The 16,082-nt window shown below is 59.3% G+C and carries 16 protein-coding genes and 3 pseudogenes; 15 read left to right on the forward strand and 4 right to left on the reverse strand.

The genetic code is table 11. The features are described 5' to 3' along the window. Nucleotides 1-89 precede the first annotated feature (89 nt). The 4 genes and pseudogenes from PQR53_RS37150 to gltS all read left to right on the forward strand — a co-directional run bounded on the left by PQR53_RS37150 (nt 90) and on the right by gltS (nt 4,502). Complete coding sequence (locus PQR53_RS37150) at nt 90-701, forward strand: hypothetical protein (protein WP_408465314.1); 612 nt, start codon at nt 90-92, stop codon at nt 699-701. A 98-nt stretch (nt 702-799) separates the two neighbouring features. Continuing rightward, the gene (locus tag PQR53_RS37155; RefSeq protein ID WP_408465316.1) at nt 800-1,423 is read left to right on the forward strand and encodes an MlaC/ttg2D family ABC transporter substrate-binding protein; all 624 of its coding nucleotides are present in this window, start codon (nt 800-802) and stop codon (nt 1,421-1,423) included. A 662-nt stretch (nt 1,424-2,085) separates the two neighbouring features. Then, nucleotides 2,086-3,284 (forward strand): annotated as a pseudogene (nhaA, locus tag PQR53_RS37160) (Na+/H+ antiporter NhaA). A 45-nt stretch (nt 3,285-3,329) separates the two neighbouring features. Continuing rightward, a pseudogene (gene gltS / locus PQR53_RS37165) lies at nt 3,330-4,502 on the forward strand (sodium/glutamate symporter). Nucleotides 4,503-4,545: 43 nt separating this feature from the next. On the opposite strand, the gene PQR53_RS37170 reads toward gltS, so the two are convergent. The 3 genes from PQR53_RS37170 to PQR53_RS37180 form a co-directional block, all read right to left on the reverse strand. Beyond that, nucleotides 4,546-4,797 carry a hypothetical protein gene (locus tag PQR53_RS37170; RefSeq protein WP_408465318.1) on the reverse strand — a complete coding sequence of 84 codons (252 nt, stop codon included), beginning with the start codon at nt 4,795-4,797 and terminating at the stop codon, nt 4,546-4,548. A gap of 840 nt (nt 4,798-5,637) precedes the next feature. Then, nucleotides 5,638-5,886 carry a hypothetical protein gene (locus PQR53_RS37175; protein WP_408465320.1) on the reverse strand — a complete coding sequence of 83 codons (249 nt, stop codon included), beginning with the start codon at nt 5,884-5,886 and terminating at the stop codon, nt 5,638-5,640. 177 nt (nt 5,887-6,063) lie between these two features. Continuing rightward, entirely contained in the window at nt 6,064-6,732 is a 669-nt protein-coding gene (locus PQR53_RS37180; protein WP_408465322.1) for a hypothetical protein, read from the reverse strand. Nucleotides 6,733-7,248: 516 nt separating this feature from the next. Here PQR53_RS37180 and PQR53_RS37185 point away from each other — a divergent pair. Next, on the forward strand, nt 7,249-7,554 hold the full coding sequence (locus PQR53_RS37185) for a hypothetical protein (RefSeq protein WP_408465324.1): 306 nt from the start codon (nt 7,249-7,251) through the stop codon (nt 7,552-7,554). 480 nt (nt 7,555-8,034) lie between these two features. Here the strand turns inward: PQR53_RS37185 and PQR53_RS37190 are convergent. After that, nucleotides 8,035-8,747 (reverse strand): IS6 family transposase gene (locus PQR53_RS37190; RefSeq protein WP_408465344.1). Its coding sequence is split into 2 segments (ribosomal slippage): nt 8,035-8,720 and nt 8,720-8,747, totalling 714 coding nucleotides; the frame shifts between segments, so codons are not numbered across the junction. A 68-nt stretch (nt 8,748-8,815) separates the two neighbouring features. Here PQR53_RS37190 and PQR53_RS37195 point away from each other — a divergent pair. From PQR53_RS37195 to PQR53_RS37240, 10 genes and pseudogenes are all read left to right on the forward strand, one after another. Next, a pseudogene (locus PQR53_RS37195) lies at nt 8,816-9,049 on the forward strand (DDE-type integrase/transposase/recombinase); the annotation flags it as partial. 242 nt (nt 9,050-9,291) lie between these two features. Continuing rightward, nucleotides 9,292-10,017: a FadR/GntR family transcriptional regulator gene (locus tag PQR53_RS37200; RefSeq protein WP_408465326.1), complete on the forward strand. Its 726-nt coding sequence runs from the start codon at nt 9,292-9,294 to the stop codon at nt 10,015-10,017. 56 nt (nt 10,018-10,073) lie between these two features. Beyond that, complete coding sequence (locus PQR53_RS37205) at nt 10,074-10,976, forward strand: NAD(P)-dependent oxidoreductase (RefSeq protein WP_408465328.1); 903 nt, start codon at nt 10,074-10,076, stop codon at nt 10,974-10,976. A 31-nt stretch (nt 10,977-11,007) separates the two neighbouring features. After that, entirely contained in the window at nt 11,008-11,688 is a 681-nt protein-coding gene (locus PQR53_RS37210; protein WP_408465330.1) for an amino acid ABC transporter permease, read from the forward strand. 24 nt (nt 11,689-11,712) lie between these two features. Then, nucleotides 11,713-12,393, forward strand: coding sequence for an amino acid ABC transporter permease (locus tag PQR53_RS37215; protein ID WP_408465332.1), 681 nt, complete (start codon nt 11,713-11,715; stop codon nt 12,391-12,393). Continuing rightward, nucleotides 12,386-13,189 (forward strand): amino acid ABC transporter ATP-binding protein, encoded by an 804-nt coding sequence (locus tag PQR53_RS37220; RefSeq protein ID WP_408465334.1) that lies wholly within the window; start codon nt 12,386-12,388, stop codon nt 13,187-13,189. Before PQR53_RS37215 ends, PQR53_RS37220 begins: the two co-directional genes overlap by 8 nt. 91 nt (nt 13,190-13,280) lie before the next feature. Next, nucleotides 13,281-14,075 carry a transporter substrate-binding domain-containing protein gene (locus PQR53_RS37225; RefSeq protein WP_408465336.1) on the forward strand — a complete coding sequence of 265 codons (795 nt, stop codon included), beginning with the start codon at nt 13,281-13,283 and terminating at the stop codon, nt 14,073-14,075. Nucleotides 14,076-14,144: 69 nt separating this feature from the next. Beyond that, on the forward strand, nt 14,145-14,597 hold the full coding sequence (gene rpiB, locus PQR53_RS37230; RefSeq protein WP_408465338.1) for a ribose 5-phosphate isomerase B: 453 nt from the start codon (nt 14,145-14,147) through the stop codon (nt 14,595-14,597). A 14-nt stretch (nt 14,598-14,611) separates the two neighbouring features. Further along, on the forward strand, nt 14,612-15,520 hold the full coding sequence (gene rbsK / locus PQR53_RS37235; RefSeq protein ID WP_408465340.1) for a ribokinase: 909 nt from the start codon (nt 14,612-14,614) through the stop codon (nt 15,518-15,520). Nucleotides 15,521-15,719: 199 nt separating this feature from the next. Next, nucleotides 15,720-16,082: IS6 family transposase (locus tag PQR53_RS37240; protein WP_408465346.1), on the forward strand; the 363-nt coding region annotated here is incomplete at its 3' end.

Genomic DNA, 16,082 nt, shown 5'->3' on the forward strand with positions numbered 1-16,082 from the left:
GCGTTGCTTCTACCTGATCCCGAGGCGACAGTGGCACGGCTTTCCATCGGGGTTTTCTCGCGCTGACCTTGAACTAACGGAGCATCCGAATGCGTCTCCTATCCAGCCGCCTTTCGTCGGCAAGTGTTTTCTTCCTGGCCGTTCTGGCCACGACATCCCTCCCGCGTCCCGTATTCGCCCAGAGCGCGACGGAGATAGCTGCCGCTGGGCCGCACACGGCAGGCGCAGCTGCCGAGATCCAGACCAGCGCGACGGTTATCGGCATTGACGTGACATCGCGCACTGCGACGCTGCGGGGAGTCGGCGGACGAACCTTCGACGTGACGGTAGGCCCGGAAGTGGGTGACATAAGCAAATTGAAGATCGGCGACGCTGTCCAGATTGCTTATCAGGAGTCTCTGCTGATTCACGCAAATAGAGTGAAATCGAACGGTATCCGCGAGCGGATTGACTCCACCGAAGTCCTTCCCGCCTCCGACGGATTTGCCGCATCGGCGCATAGAGTACAGGTACTGGGAACCATCCAGAAAGTGAACGCAAAGACGCGCATGGTCACGCTTCGAGGACCGCTCAGAACCGTTACGGTCAAGGCGGGTCCTGACATATCGATAGCGGATCTGAAGGTAGGCGACAGTATCAGCGCTGAATTCGTCACAGCAACCGCCGTGAAAGTCACTCGCGGAAAAGAGCCTTTGAACTAGCGTGAAAGCGATGTGCGCGAGCGCGTCGCGGAGTGAGTGAAGAAGGAAGGGCGATCAGATCCAGTCTCGAGCTATCGCATTCACCCGGACCCCGGCATATGAAAACCCTATTCCTGATCCTCGTGTGCTCAACGCTGATCACATGGGGCGCCGTGGCGGACGCGCAGGTTAACCAGTCGAATCCGCAGGTGTTGATCGAGACAGCAACGCAGCAGGTGCTTGATGAGGTGCGCGTTCGGGCGATCGAGCCTGGCGATATCGCTCGCATCAGGGACATCGTGAATAGATACATCCTGCCATACGCCGATCTGCATCGCACGACACAACTCGCGATGGGCCGACATTGGAAGACGGCGACCCCTGAGCAGCAGGAACAGGTGGCCGAGCAGTTCAAGATGCTACTGATTCACACGTATTCAGGTGCGATCGCGCTACTGCGCCCGGATCAGCGGATTGAGTACCCTCCGTCGCGTATTTTGCCGACCGACACGGATGCCGTGGTGCGCACAATTGCGATGAGCAACGGCCAGCCCCTGGAGATTGACTACCGGCTTTACAGAGCGCCAGACGGTTGGCGCCTGTATGACCTGAACGTGCTCGGTGCCTGGCTGATCCAGACATACCGGCAACAGTTCAATGAAAAGATCCAGCAGGTCGGCGTGGAAGGACTGATCCAGTTCCTCAGTGCGCACAACCAGCAGCTTACGTCAGCGGAGCAGTAGCGGGTGCCCCCATGAGAGACGGAGGTCGGCATATGTGGCAACCCGCTGGGAGCGCTGTGGGTAACTCCCGGATAGGGTTTGGAAGGACCTGATTGGAGGCGAGAACAGAGGAAGCGTGGGGAAATCCTCCGTCCCTGAGAGGCGTCTGGAGGCGGCCCAGTCTGAGACACTGGCAGGAAAGTTCCATCCGTTGGCTTTGGACCTGGAAACGGCCGTTCAACATCGCGCTGCCGCTTCGCGTTCACCCTACGTATTCAATGATCTGGATGTGCGTTTCCGGCCCTCACATTGGACCAAGGTCCACTGGCGGCCTTTACACCAGACTCATAGGCTATTGGTTGGGGCGTGCAGATCCATGTGAATCCCCATGGCCAGTCGCTGCGCGAGCGCTGTGGAAAAGGGCGAGCTGCGCGAGGCAAACGCGGCGGTGAAGCGGAAGAAAATTTAAGCAATCCGGGGCGCGGATACAGCTATCTACTCAGACTCACGTGAGCTCACAAGGATGCCATTGCTCGTCGTATACCACGGCCGGCGTGCCGAGCTACGGGCAAAAAGCATCCAGCAGAACCGTCTCGCCTGGAACAAGGCAGCTCGCCGGCGCTGGCTGAGACCTTCAGGAGTCAATGCGTGAATAACGGACGGGCACTGTGACCGGCAACGCAATTCGCAAGGCGACTGATGGCATCGCCGACTTCCTTAGACTGGAATCGGCGGGCGGCTTACTGCTCGTGGCCGCAGCAGCACTCGCGCTGATCTGCAGCAACTCGCCGCTGCGACACGCGTATGACGATCTGCTGAAGATCCCTGTGGAAGTGCGCTTTGGATCGTTTGCCGTCGCGAAGCCGCTCCTGCTGTGGGTCAACGATGGGTTGATGGCGATCTTCTTCCTCCTGGTCGGACTTGAGTCAAGCGCGAAGTAATTGAAGGGGAATTGTCCACCCCCGCACAGGTCGTTCTACCTGTCGTTGCCGGATTGGGCGGAATGGTAGTGCCCGCACTCATCTATCTTCTGTTTAACCACGGACATAGCGCGACCTTGAATGGCTGGGCGATTCCCACGGCCACTGACATTGCATTTGCGCTGGGCATTCTTTCCCTGCTTGGCGACCGGGTGCCGACGTCGCTGAAAATATTCCTCACGGCAGTGGCCATTGCCGACGATCTCGGCGCAATCGTGATCATTGCGCTGTTTTACACCGCGGATGTTTCTGTCTCCATGCTGCTTTTGGCAGCCGTCGCAATTGCGCTGCTGATCGGTTTGAACCTGATGAAAATCACGCGAATCGCGCCTTACGTTGTTGTCGGCGTGATCTTATGGGTGTTCGTCCTGAAATCCGGCGTTCACGCTACGCTTGCAGGAGTTGCAGTCGCTTTCGCCGTGCCGTTAAAGACAGCGGACCCACAAGGCCACGCCCCCCTGCACCAGCTTGAACACAGCCTTCACCCCTGGGTAGCCTTCGCTATTTTGCCGATATTCGCTTTCGCAAACGCCGGCGTCTCGTTCGCTGGTGTCACGGTGACGGCGCTGGCTGAGCCACTGCCGCTCGGCATCGCCTTTGGTCTTTTCGTCGGGAAGCTCGTCGGTGTCTGTGGCGCAAGTGCCGCGCTGGTTCGGCTCGGTCTGGCCAGGCTTCCTGAAGGGACCACCTGGCGCCAACTGGTAGGCGTCGCCGCACTGTGTGGCGTCGGCTTCACCATGAGTCTGTTCATCGGTTCTCTTGCTTTCGAAGGCCCCGAATATTTCACGCCCCTGCGGTTGGGCGTGATCGTGGGTTCAACTCTATCGGGCATTACGGGCTATCTGGTGCTCAGGTTCGCGTCGGGTTATTCCAGAAGAAGCCTGTCGCACGGTGCTAACTAATCTATCTCTCATCCGGAGAAGAGCCTCGACACCCTGGAAACGCTGATGGCCGCTTCACTCGTGCTTCTGCTCGGGCGGTGGATCCTTTCCCGGACACCCATATTGCGAACTTACAGTATCCCCGAACCGGTTGTCGGCGGACTACTTGTAGCGCTGCTGGTGTTTGCACTGCGCAGCGCCTTGAAGATCGACGTGCGATTCGATACGGCGCTTCAAGTGCCGCTGATGCTCACTTTCTTCGCCACCATCGGTCTCAATGCAGATCTTGCCGGGCTAAAAGCCGGTGGGCGTTCGCTGATTGTCTTTCTCGGTGCAGTGATCGGCCTGCTCGTGATGCAGAACGTGCTGGGGCATCGGCCTCGCCTGGGCGCTGGGGCAAGAGCGCATTCTCGGCCTGCTGGGAGCGTCGGGCACCCTGTCAGGCGGCCATCGCACCGGTGCCGCGTGGGCCAAGGTATTCGCAGAGCGTCATGGGCTCCAGGCGGCGACGGAGATCGCGATTGCATGTGCCACGTTTGGCTTGATACTCGGGGGATTGATCGGTGGCCCGATCGCGCGTTTCCTCATCACGCACCATGGCCTTGTCCCCAACCCTGAAGCAGATTCTGCGGGCACGACCGGCTTCGAGCAGCCCGAAGTGTTCGCCCGATCACCGCGGACGCAGTCATCGAGACAGTGGCGCTAATTGCCGTTTGCCTCGCTGCCGGTTCGGCGCTCGCGTCCTGGTTGAAGGGCACGGCGTTCGAACTGCCCGCCTTCGTGTGTGTATTGTTCGTTGGCGTCGTTCTACGCAACGGGCTCGCGGTGCGCGGTTTGTATCAGGTCTTCGAGAACGCAGCGGCGCTGCTCGGTAATGTGAGCCTCGGGCTCTTTCTGGCGATCGCGCTGATGAGCTTGCGCCTGGGGGACCTGGCCTCGCTTGCTCTGCCGCTTCTCGCAATCCTCGTAGTGCAGGCAGTGGCGATGGCCGGCTATGCCATTTTCGTGACCTTTCGGGTCATGGGCCAAAACTATGATGCCGCAGTGCTGGCAGCGGGGCACTGTGGCTTTGGCCTCGGGGCCACGCCTACTGCGATTGCCAACATGCAAGCCATCACGGGGCGGTTCGGCCCGTCCCATCTCGCTTTTCTGATCGTACCGATGGTGGGAGCCTTCTTTATCGACATCGCGAATGCGATCGTGATCAAATTATTCCTGCTGCTGCCGATTTACGGATAGGCGTGGCCCGGTTGGCGGCCCGCGAATCAGCCAGATGCGCCGTTCAACGCACACATGACACGTAGCCGACACGCGAATCGTGGTAAATGCTCACCCGGCCATCGCTCAAGTTGACGACCTTGTGGAAGCCTTTGCCGGCGAAGGTATGTGACCAGTACGCGCTTGCGCCTCCCCAGCCATAAAGGCCACCTGGATAATGTGAATCGTCCTTTGGTGCGACGATCGCGTATCTGCTGCCCGTCACAGCAGCGTTAGCAGTATTCGCGTACGCGAACAGCGCTTTCAGTTCATCCACTGTCGGTAGCCGCACTCCGCGTTTCGAGCACTGGTACAACGCATCGTGATAGTCGTACCGCGCTACCCGCGCCCCACTGAAAGTGTCTGGAGCGCTCCTCTTCGCGTGCGGAATTTTCTTTTCTGACGAATAGCGGTTAGTTACCGGGCGGCTAAAGCAGGCAGGACATGACCGCCTGGCCGGATTTCCCCCAGCTCGGCTTAGGGTTTTCCGCTTCGCATGCCTTGACCATGTGCGCCCCGCAGTCATACAACGATTGAGCCGGCAACAGCATTTGAACGTCCAGCATCGGGCTTTCCGAAGCGGTTGTCTGCGTCTGAAGTCAGGTTCCCTGAAACGCCAACTATCAGGTTATCCAAATTATCGGCAACGCAGCAGGTCAGCAATAGGACTTTGGTCTCATTCAACAAATGGCAAGCAATATCTGGCCCAACAAATTCCTCGGTTCCCGTTTGCATGCCCACCGGTGCATACTAGATTCCTTGACTGAATTGATTTCGTAGCAATTGAGTCAGGTTTCTCTATGCAGCGATTTTCGCTTCGTCGCACCATGTGTTGACGGCCTGTTCGGCGGAGCGGAAGCTGCGCTGCAATGATGCTGGTGAGCCGTAGGTGCCTAAGGGCTGACCAATGCGAGGCCGGGCCGCAGGATGCGCGAGTACACGCGTGTGTAGAACAGGGCCGTCTGCAACCCTAGGCGGGTGAGGTGAAGCGGTGGGTGTTAGGGACTCGCTCGATTAGGCCATGCAGGCGCAGGCGTCGCAATTCGCAGCTCATGGGTCCCGGCGTGACGTCGCCGGCATGCAGCCCCAGCAGCACGGCATAGCCCTGGCGCAGGTCCTAATTGGTAAAGCCGCGTGCGACGAAGACGAACATCACCAGTGCATGCAGCCGGGCCTGGACCTTCGGGTCGGCAAAGCGCAGTGCCGCAGCACGCTGGCCGTCAACCTGGCGCGGACGCTGCAGGTCTTGAAACGCGTCTTCGCCCAGTGCGCAGTCGTGGCTGATCTGCTCGATCTCGAGCACGCGCCGGTTGGCGGCAAAGCCGATGCGTCGCAACCCGGGCAAGTTGCGCAGCAGTCGTCCCACGCCAAAGTCGCGGGTGTCGTTGATGGTGGTCTCGGTACGCAGCGCCTGGCCCTCCTTGTGGTACTGCTTGATGCGTGAACGTTTCTAGTCCACATGCAGCGAAGGGGTGACCCCCTTCGGTAATCACCCGGGTGCGAAAGCGCCCCGGGGTGCGCTGGCTGATGCGGCGATCAAAGATCAGCTGCACCTGGCCGGGCGTCCGATGTCCAGGTTCTCGCGGATGACCTGCTCGAAGAAGATGCGGCCCGTGACGGGCCGATCGAGGACCTGGGTCAGCGCGAACTCGGCCTGCAGGATCGACAGCGCGTAGCGATAACCAGCGGCCCGATCGCGCCGGTCGAACGGATGAGGCAAGCACGCCAGCCATTTGCGCAGCAGCCGGTCGATCTTCCTGTCGTCCAGCCCGTCGCAGATGCGCTGCAGGGCCTTGGGGTCTTCGCAGGAAAGAACGCCGTTGTCCAGCGCGTCGAAGGCAATGCCGCGCTTGCGCAACTGGCACTTGGCGTACTCGTTGCCGTTGATGCACAGCTTGGCGTTGTACGGAAAGTAGGAACAGAACTTCACGAAGAACGGGCCGAAGTCGTCGTCGACGCAGTAGAAGGAGTAGTGGTTCACCATCGCGCGGCCCTCGACCACCCACGGAGAGCTCATGCCGGTGCGTGCACAACAGCGCCGCTCGGTACGCACCACGCGCGCCTTCCCCTGGGCGCGGCTGACGTACAGAATCCCTTCGTCGGCGTCGAACCGCTGCAGATACTGCTGGGTGATGTCGTCCTTGCGCTGGTGCTTGCCAAAGCTCACCGGATCCACACCTTGCTCGGCGACAAACTTCTCGATGCTTGCCATGAAGGCGACGGTCCGGGGCGCCACCGTGTCGGCGAGGCAAAACGCTGACCGAGATGGCCGCGCAGGTACCACACCACGCCGCCCACGCGCTGCAACTGTGGCACGTAAACGTTCAGCTACATCCGGTCAATACACTCGCTCTCTAGCACGATGTGATTGCGCAGAACTTCGCTCACACTCTGTGCTAATGTCATAGCTGGCTCCGGTCGTCCACGGGGTCTTCGGACCCCATTGAGCTTCGAACTCGTACATCTCTGGGTTTGTCCCAGCCGGCTCGACCGGAGCCACCTTACCCCCTCAGCGTCACGCAGTCACCCATCACTCGACGGTCTGAGGCGGAGCCTCGCTAGGCTATCAGGTTCGACGAACAAAGTCCTTGAAAGGGCTGGGACTGGAACCCTTGTTACGGGCGGTAGTGCAAGCCAGGTCGAATTCGACGGCTCTGCCACCTAGTATGTAGCTACTACAGGGTGCGGCCAGCCGTGCTGCGGCGCAAAGAAGAAGCGAGGAGGCCCTATGATCCGTGCGCAATTCATGACGTCGACGAGCAGCGTTGCGGCCGTCCTTGTGCTGTCCGCCTGCGTCTATGCCGGTCCCTACACATACTATCCGGGGGTGGGCGGCTATTACGCCTGCACGAACGGTACGCCGCCTGCGGCCACAAGGGCCGCGAGCGATGCGACCGGCGCGCCGGGTGTGCCGACTTCGCCACCCGCTCCACCCGGCTGCGCGTTTGTCGCGGTGCCGCTGCCTGCGTACTATCCCGCGCCCGTGTATTACGGCTACCCGGCCTACTACGGATGGTGGGGCCGCGGTTACTAGCGGGGCGGATATTACTCGAGAGGTGGTTACTGGCACGGCGGCGGCCGTTGGCACCGACGCATGGCGCTGGGTGTCGCAGACTGCGCTGCAAGGGAAACTTGTGAACCTCCTTCACTTACCGAAATATCGGACCGCGAAGGAATGGGCACCGTGCTACCCGCCGATCTGCCAGTGGACCGGGTGATCGCCGGCGGCGCGTACTACAGCATCGAGCCGAGCACATCGGCCAGCGCGGCATCGTTCATGTCCGCCAGCGCGTCATCGAGACCGCTCGGTCCCAGCAACCGGTCCGCATGCTGCTACAGATATTCAATGTACCGAAGCTTGCCCGCCTGGGTCGATGCGGCCAGAGGACCCATCGAAACAATCGACCAGATGTTCGCCCAGTATCGCGGAACGGCCGTTTCGCTCACGAGTGTGGGACGGTTGTGTCGTGATAAGAAGGGCACGTCGAGCCAGTTCGGATATGAAAAGGACTGCTTACATCACAATAGAATAGAATTGCTCAGCAGGATTTCGGGCTATGCCATCGTCTTGCATTTGGCCTTTCCGGATCATATGCATGACTTCTGTGCCTGCCAGGATAATACGGGCGCAGCGAAAATCCTTGAAGCCCATCATCGGCTTCACAATGCATTTGATGGCACGATGATCCTGCTCGACGACATTGTTCAGATACTTGACCTGTCGGACCCTGATGGGCGTTTCCCGTTCAGCGTTGATGGCCTGCAAGGCCGCCAGATTGGCCCCGCTTTTATCCATGGTCACGGTCTCAGGAGCGCCGTTCCGACGGATGGCCTTCTCGAAGTAGCGGCGCGCGGCAGCCTTGTCGCGATGCGCCCGCAACAGGAAATCGACCGTATTGCCGGCCTTGTCCACTGCGCGATACAGGTACTTCCACTGGCCACGCACCTTGACGTAGGTTTCATCCATCCCCCAGCTCTTACCGACCGGACGTTTGTGCTTGCGAAAGGCCTTCTCGAACAACGGTACGAGCTTGATGACCCAGCGATGCACGCTCGAATGATCAACCTCAAAGCCGCGTTCAGCCATCATCTCTTCGAGATTGCGAAGGCTTAGCGAGTAGGCCACGCACCAGCGCACACACAACAGGATCACATCCAACGGATAGTGCAGTCGCTTCAGCACTTTCGCGATCCCTGGGGTAATGTTTTGCGCGGCGTCTTGCCCATCATGGCCATCGTAGTCGTCTCAATTTCGGGTGCCGAATTTACATGATCGCCTTAGCGCGACAGAGCCTCGTGAAACACCTATCAAGATCCGTCAGTCCAAATATCTCAACAACCTCGTCGAGCAGGACCATCGGGCGATCAAGCGGCGCACCCGGCCCATGCTGGGCTTCAAGAATTTTCGCTGTGCCCGGATCCTTCTGACCGGCATTGAGCTTATGCACATGATCGCGAAGGGACAGATGAAGTGCGCTCGCGGAACCCGTCCGTCCGCCGCTGATCAATTTTACGATCTCGCAATATAAGCAGTACTTCGCATATCGATCTCGTTCGTCCCTCGATCCTTACCGCGACAAAACCACAGTTTCCGTGGATTCGACAGCGACGTGTTACGTAGCCTTGGCAACGAACGTCCCAGTCTTTTTAACGGCTTCCTTCAGCACTAGTCGACACACGCGCCGTCACCATGTCTCGGGGTAAGTCCGTATGGGCGACGGTTTGCAAGTCGCGTAATTTCTGGTCTTACCACGGTTTGACCGCATCCATCATGCAAATAATTCGGCAGGAAGAAGACAGTAAGGGCTTTGAAAAAGTCTTCTCTTTCCTTCGCGACCTTCTTCTGGACGGTGCGATCCAGCCCGGCGACAAGCTCATTCCGGAGCGCGATCTCGCGCTGAAGCTGGGCGTCAGTCGGCCCGTCGTGCGTGAAGCATTGAGGGCTCTCGCGATGATTGGCGCCGTCGAAATCCGTGAGCGTGTCGGCACTATCGTGCGGCGCCCGGACATTTCGACTCTCGGAGAGTTTTTTGCGTTTGCGCTCGCTCAGGAAAAGGACGTGGTCGAGGATGTCATGGAGGCGCGTATTGCCATCGAGTGCCAGTCCATCCGACTCGCATGTCGACGCGCGACGCTCGCAGATCTTGAGCGGCTGCGTGCCGCGCTCGATCGGATCGAGGCAACGGTCGACCAGCTCGAATCAGGTAGCCAGGCGGATTTCGAGTTCCACGCTGCTCTGGTTCAGGCGGGTGGCTCGAAAACGTTGATGAACTTGCACGGCACGGTCGCCGCGTTACTGATGCATTCGCATCGGAATCGCCGGGCGACCGTTCAACTCCATCCGGATATCAAGGCGCGTGTCATCGCCGATCATCGGCGGATTTTTCAGGCATTGGTCGAACGCGACGAACAGGCGGCCGATCAGATTTTGCGCGAGCATTTCAGCATCGGCGACGAGTACCGGCATAAAGCCGCGACCGAATGGCAGTCTTCCTAAACGACGGGCGCGTCCGCGTTTTCACCATTCTAAAAAAGAGCTTAAAAGAGGATTCAATGTCACAAAGCACAGCGTTGAGCACGGTGGGTTTTATTGGCTTGGGTACGATGGGGCGCGAAATGGCCCTGAATCTCATGAAGGCTGGCATGGCGGTACGCGTGTTCGATGTCCGCCGTGAAGTAGTCGAAGAGCTGGGGGGGCTGGGCGCATACGCGGCCAACAGTGCGGCTGATGCTGCGCAGGGCGCGGACGCGGCAATCACCATGCTGCCCAATACGCCCGACGTGGAAGCGGTGGTGCTCGGTGAGCAAGGACTCCTTGCCAACCCGCCGAGGGGTTGTCTACTGATCGATATGAGCACCATCGCGCCGGTCGCCGCGCGCCGGATGCACGCGCAATGCGCTGCGCAAGGAATCGAGTATGTCGACGCTCCAGTGTCGGGTGGCCCCATCGGCGCGAAAAACGCCACGCTGACGATCATGGCCGGCGGCACTGCCCGGGCGTTCGAGATGGCATTGCCTTTCTTCAAGGCAATGGGCACCACTGTCACTCATGTCGGCGCGAGCGGCGCGGGACAGACAGTCAAGCTGTGCAATCAACTGATCTGCGGCATCAATATCCAGGCGATCTGCGAAGCGCTCGCGCTTGGCCGCGCCTCTGGCGTGGATCTCAAGCAATTGCGCGAGGTGTTGATGGGCGGCTCGGCTGCGTCGTGGATGATGGACAAGCTCGCCCCCGCCATGATTGATGGCGATGACTCGGCGGGCTTTCGAATCGATCTGATGCTCAAGGACTTGCGTCTGGTCCAGGAGCAGTCGCATGCGCTCAACGTGCCGCTCCCGGCGTCCTCGCTGGTGACGAATCAGTATCTCGATGCAGTCGCACACGGCGAAGGACGCAATGGCAATCAGGCTCTGTTTCGCGTCTATGACCGGATGACCGATCAAACATCCTGCTAGTCCGCCGCTTCGCACATCGCTCTCACCTGCAATGACGAACCTTGATTTTTCCACCGTACTGACGCACTGGCCAGAACTGACCAACGGAGCGCTCCTGTCGCTGGTCCTCGCGGTCGCGGCGACGATGTTGGGCTTTCTCATCGGTACGTTGTGTGCCATTGGCCGCCGTAGCACGCACAGTGCGATTTCTACCGCTTGCGGTGCCTATGTCGAAGCAATACGCAACACGCCTTTGCTCGTTCAGATCTTTCTCGTGTATTTCGGTCTGTCGAGCATGGGCTTGCGGCTGTCCGCGATCACCGTGGCAATCCTTGCACTGGTCATCAACGTAGGCGCATACGCGGCCGAGATCATGCGCGCGGGCTTTGACTCGATACAGCGTGGCCAGATCGAGGCGGCCGAATGCCTCGGCTTGTCGCGCTTTCAGGTCTACAGCCATGTCATTCTGCTTCCAGGTCTGGAGCGTGTTTATCCGGCGCTGACGAGTCAGTTCGTGCTGATGATGCTCGCTTCGTCGGTGTGCTCGCAGATCTCGGCGGAAGAGTTGACCGCGGTCGCCAACTACGTGCAGTCCGAAACCTATCGGCCACTGGAGACCTATCTCGTCGTCGCGGTGGCTTATGTGCTGCTGTCGCTGCTAATGAGAATAGCCTTCTGGGCGCTGGGAACATGGTTGTTTCCGCGTCGTCGAAAGCTCGGTACCCCGCTCTAAGCGCATTCCATACAGGGATAGAAAATGCCTGGACACTTGAACGTCAATCATCTGGAATTTCTGATCGACGGCGCGCTTTGGACGGTTGTGCTTTCGCTCGTGGCGTTGATTGGTGGAGGACTGCTCGGCTTCGTCGTAGCGCTCGCGCGCATATCGCCTCGTGAGACTGTGCGGATTCTGGCCACCGGCTACGTGCACCTGATACAGGGCACGCCGTTGCTGGTCATCATGTTCGTTGCATATTTTGGTCTGCCAACCATTGGAGTGACCGTTTCTCCGCTCGTCGCGGCGGGCGCGTCTCTCACACTCAATGTCAGTGCGTATCTTGGCGAGATCTGGCGCGGCGCGATCGAATCCGTACCGAGGCCGCAGTGGGAAGCCGCAGAATGTCTCGCACTGAGCCGCACACAACGCATGTTCAGAGTGATTCTTCCCCAGGCGATCAAGATCGCCACGCCGCCTACAGTCGGCTTCACGGTTCAGATCATCAAAAATACTTCGCTGGCGTCAGTGGTGGGTTTCGTCGAACTGGCGCGTTCGGGGCAAATCATCAATAACTCGCTATTCCAGCCGTTTATCGTCTATCTGATCGTCGCCGCTGTCTATTTCTCTTTGTGTTACCCGATCTCGCGTCTTAGCCGCTCGCTCGAACGTCGCACCGGATTTGCGCGGGCTTTGAAATTGGAGGCAATCGCGCATGACTGAATTTCCTCAGCCGGTCGAAGGACAACAGCGTCCAGTTATCGGTTCTTCTGCAGTTGTGTCTCATGCAGCACATCCGGTTGTCGTAGTCAAGAACGTGCATAAGAGCTTCGGGCCGACCACGGTTTTAAACGGCGTCAACTTCGAAGTAGGCCGCGGCACGGTGACTGTCATCATCGGTCGCAGCGGGTCAGGAAAGAGCACGGCCTTGCGATGCATCAACGGTCTCGAAGCAATCGATCGCGGTGAGATCACGGTGTGCGGCCATCGCGTTGACGATCCCGGCGTGTCGCTCAAGGCGCTACGGTTGGATGTCGGAATCGTATTTCAGCAATACAACCTGTTTCCGCATCTAACGGTCGAGGAGAACATCATGCTCGCGCCGCGCCTCGCCAAGTCGGTGCCGAAGGCGCAGGCCCGCGAACTGGCGCGGGAAGCCGTCAAACGCGTGGGACTCGCGGACAAGGCCAATCACTATCCGGAGCAATTGTCGGGTGGTCAGCAGCAGCGCGCTGCGATCGCTCGATCGTTGGCCATGGAACCGAAGGTGATGTTGTTCGACGAGGTCACCTCGGCACTCGATCCGCAATTGACAGGCGAAGTCTTGCGGGTTATCGAAGACCTCGCGGCCGGCGGTATGACCATGATCATGGTGACGCACGAAATGGGCTTCGCGCGCAGCGTGGCCGATCAAATCCTGTTTATGCATCAGGGACGTGTCTGGGAGCGCGGCGGCCCAGAAATCATGCGGACGCCGGGGTCGGCGGAACTCCAGCAATTCCTCGGCAGCGACTTATAGTCCATCGGCGCGAGGTCCGTTTCTGCGCGGATCCGCTTCGGAAGGGCAGAGCGAAATTTTTATTCAATATTATTAAGGAGACCGCAGTACCATGAGAAAAGAAAGTTTGATTGCCGTTGCCGCGGCGGCGGTTTGCCTTTTCGGAACGGGCGTGAGCGCCGCGCGCGCAGATGTGCTCAATGATATCTCGAAGGCAAAGACAATCCGCGTCGCAACCGATCTCGCCATTCCACCGTCGGGCATGATGGATGCAAGCATGAAGCCGATTGGCTCAGACGTCGAAACCGCGCAATTGCTCGCGAACGACTGGGGATTGAGGCTCGATTTCGTGCAGACGACCGGCGCGACTCGCATCCCGAACCTGCAGACCGGCAAGGCGGACATCGCCATCTCGACCCTGTCGGTGACGCCTGAACGGGCCAAGGTCATCGACTTTTCCAGACCGTATGCCGTGCTGGAGTCCGTTATCGGTGGGCGCACAGACGTGCCCGTTCATAGCATCGACGATCTGAAGGGAAGAACCGTGTGTGTCACGCGGGGTACGACCCAGGACGTCGAACTGACGCAGCTCTCAAGAGACAAGGGCTTCCAGGTGGCCCGGTACGACGACGATGCGACGGACGTGACCGCGGCGGTGAGCGGTCAGTGCGATCTCGTTGCCACGTCGCTGACCATCGTCAACCAGATTACGAAGAAGACCCCCGAGCGGCCATTCGAGAAAAAAGTCGTGCTGCACGTGTTCGATCTCGCGATAGGCGTGAAGAAAGGGGAGCCGCAGTTGCTTGCAAAGCTCAACGAGTGGATTGCCGTCAATTTGAAGAACGGCAAGCTCAATTCAATTTACAAGAAGTATCACGGTAACGATCTTCCTCCTCAAATGCGTTGAGCAGGCGCGGACAGCGACGGCGCGCGCGTAGCACGCCCTGAGGGTCAATATCACAACAAGGAGAATGGGATGCGCATCGTAATCGGTTCGGATCACGCGGGATGGCCGTTGAAATCCGCGGTGATTGGGCATATCAAATCGCTTGGGCATGAAGTGAGCGATGTCGGAGGATTTAGCGACACACCGGTCGATTTTCCGGATATCGCACAGCTATTGACCAGTGAAATTCTGGCGGGGCGCGCTGATCGTGGAATCATGGTCTGTGGCACCGGTGTCGGCGCATCGATTGCCGCGAACAAGATCCGGGGCATTCGTGCGGCCGTTTGCCATGACGTGCACTCCGCACATCAATCGGTCGAGCATGATGACGTCAATGTCATGTGTCTCGGTGCGCAGATCGTCGGCGCCTGGCTCGCAACCGACCTGATCGATGCGTTTCTCGCCGCTGAATTTTCGACGGACGAAGATTTTCGCCGACGCGTGGACAAGCTCAATGCTCTCGAAAAAAGTCTGCATGGTTGAACCGGAGAGAAAGCATGAAGCAAGGTCACGTCCTCGTGCTCGGTAGCGTCAATACCGATCTCGTCCTGCGCTGTGCCACGTTGCCCGTTGGCGGACAGACCGTGCAGGGGTCTGATTTTCGTCGCTTACCAGGAGGAAAGGGCGCCAATCAGGCTGTGGCTGCCGCGCGTATGGGCGCGGCCGTGCGCTTCATTGGCGCGGTGGGTTCGGACGAGGCTGGCCGCGATGCGCGCGCCAACCTCAGCGCCGAAGGAATCGACGTCCGGCATTTGAAGGCGGTCACCGACGTAGCGACGGGGACAGCCATGATTCTCGTCGACGAATCAAGCGGGCAGAATTGCATTGCGCTGTATGAAGGCGCCAATGCGCATGTCGATATCGAACTCGTTGACTCCGCCGCTGCTGACATCGCGTCGGCAGCGCTGCTCGTATGTCAGCTGGAGACGCCTCAGGCGGCGACGCTTCACGCTGCACGAATCGCGCGCGACGCAGGCGTGACGGTTCTGCTGAATCCCGCGCCTGCCGTGCCGCTCGATGCGGAGTTGCTCGAACTCGTCGACATTCTGGTTCCAAACGAAAGTGAGGCAATGGTGCTGGCAGGGCAGGCGGCGTCCGATCGTTTCGATCACGATCGGGTGCTCGATGCGCTGCATATGACAGGCGTGCGCGCCGTGCTGGTTACGCTGGGCGCACAGGGCGTGATGTACAGCGATGGCGCGACACAGCGTCGATATCAGGCCTATGCGGCACACGCGGTCGACACTTCGGGGGCGGGCGACGCGTTCATAGGGGCATTTGTGGCGGCGCTTGTTTCAGGCAGCCCGGTCGAGCGTGCGATTGATTTTGCGCAGCGCGCGGCCTCGATCAGTGTGACGCGACACGGCGCGATGGCGTCGCTCCCCTTTAAGCATGAACTCGACTAAAGAATGCTTCAACGGCAGTGATGTGATGGACGGCTCCCGCCCTTCGGGTTTCGACGTATGCCAAGTGGGGGTAGTCGTCCTTTCCGTGTCAAATCTGGCGCCTTGATCGTAAAAGCTGTTCATGGTCAACGATTTGGCTCCGGTGCAAATCGGAGGAGCGGATAAGTTAAGCTGGGGATTTGACGAGCGCGAGCAGGCTATGAGTAAGCTGACAGACATCGACAGGCTGTTCAACGGCCGTCACTTTGACCGTGAAGTCATCGTCCTGTGTGTGCGTTGGTACCTGCGTTACAAGCTCAGCTTTCGAGACCTCGTGGAAATAATGGCCGAGCGCGGGCTGTCGCTCGCGCACACTACGATCATGCGCTGGGTCAAACGCTTCACGCCGGAGTTCCTCAAGCGCTGGGACCGGTGTGCAAAATCCGCTGGTCGTTCATGGAGAGTCGATGAGACGGATGTGAAAGTCCGTGGCAAATGGGTCTATCCTTACCGTGCAGTTGACCGCGCGGGAAAGACGGTCGACTTCCGGCTCACCGCCAGGCGCGATGTCGCTGCGGCCAAG

The sequence above is a fragment of the Paraburkholderia fungorum genome, from assembly GCF_046027605.1.
Lineage (GTDB): Bacteria > Pseudomonadota > Gammaproteobacteria > Burkholderiales > Burkholderiaceae > Paraburkholderia > Paraburkholderia fungorum_F.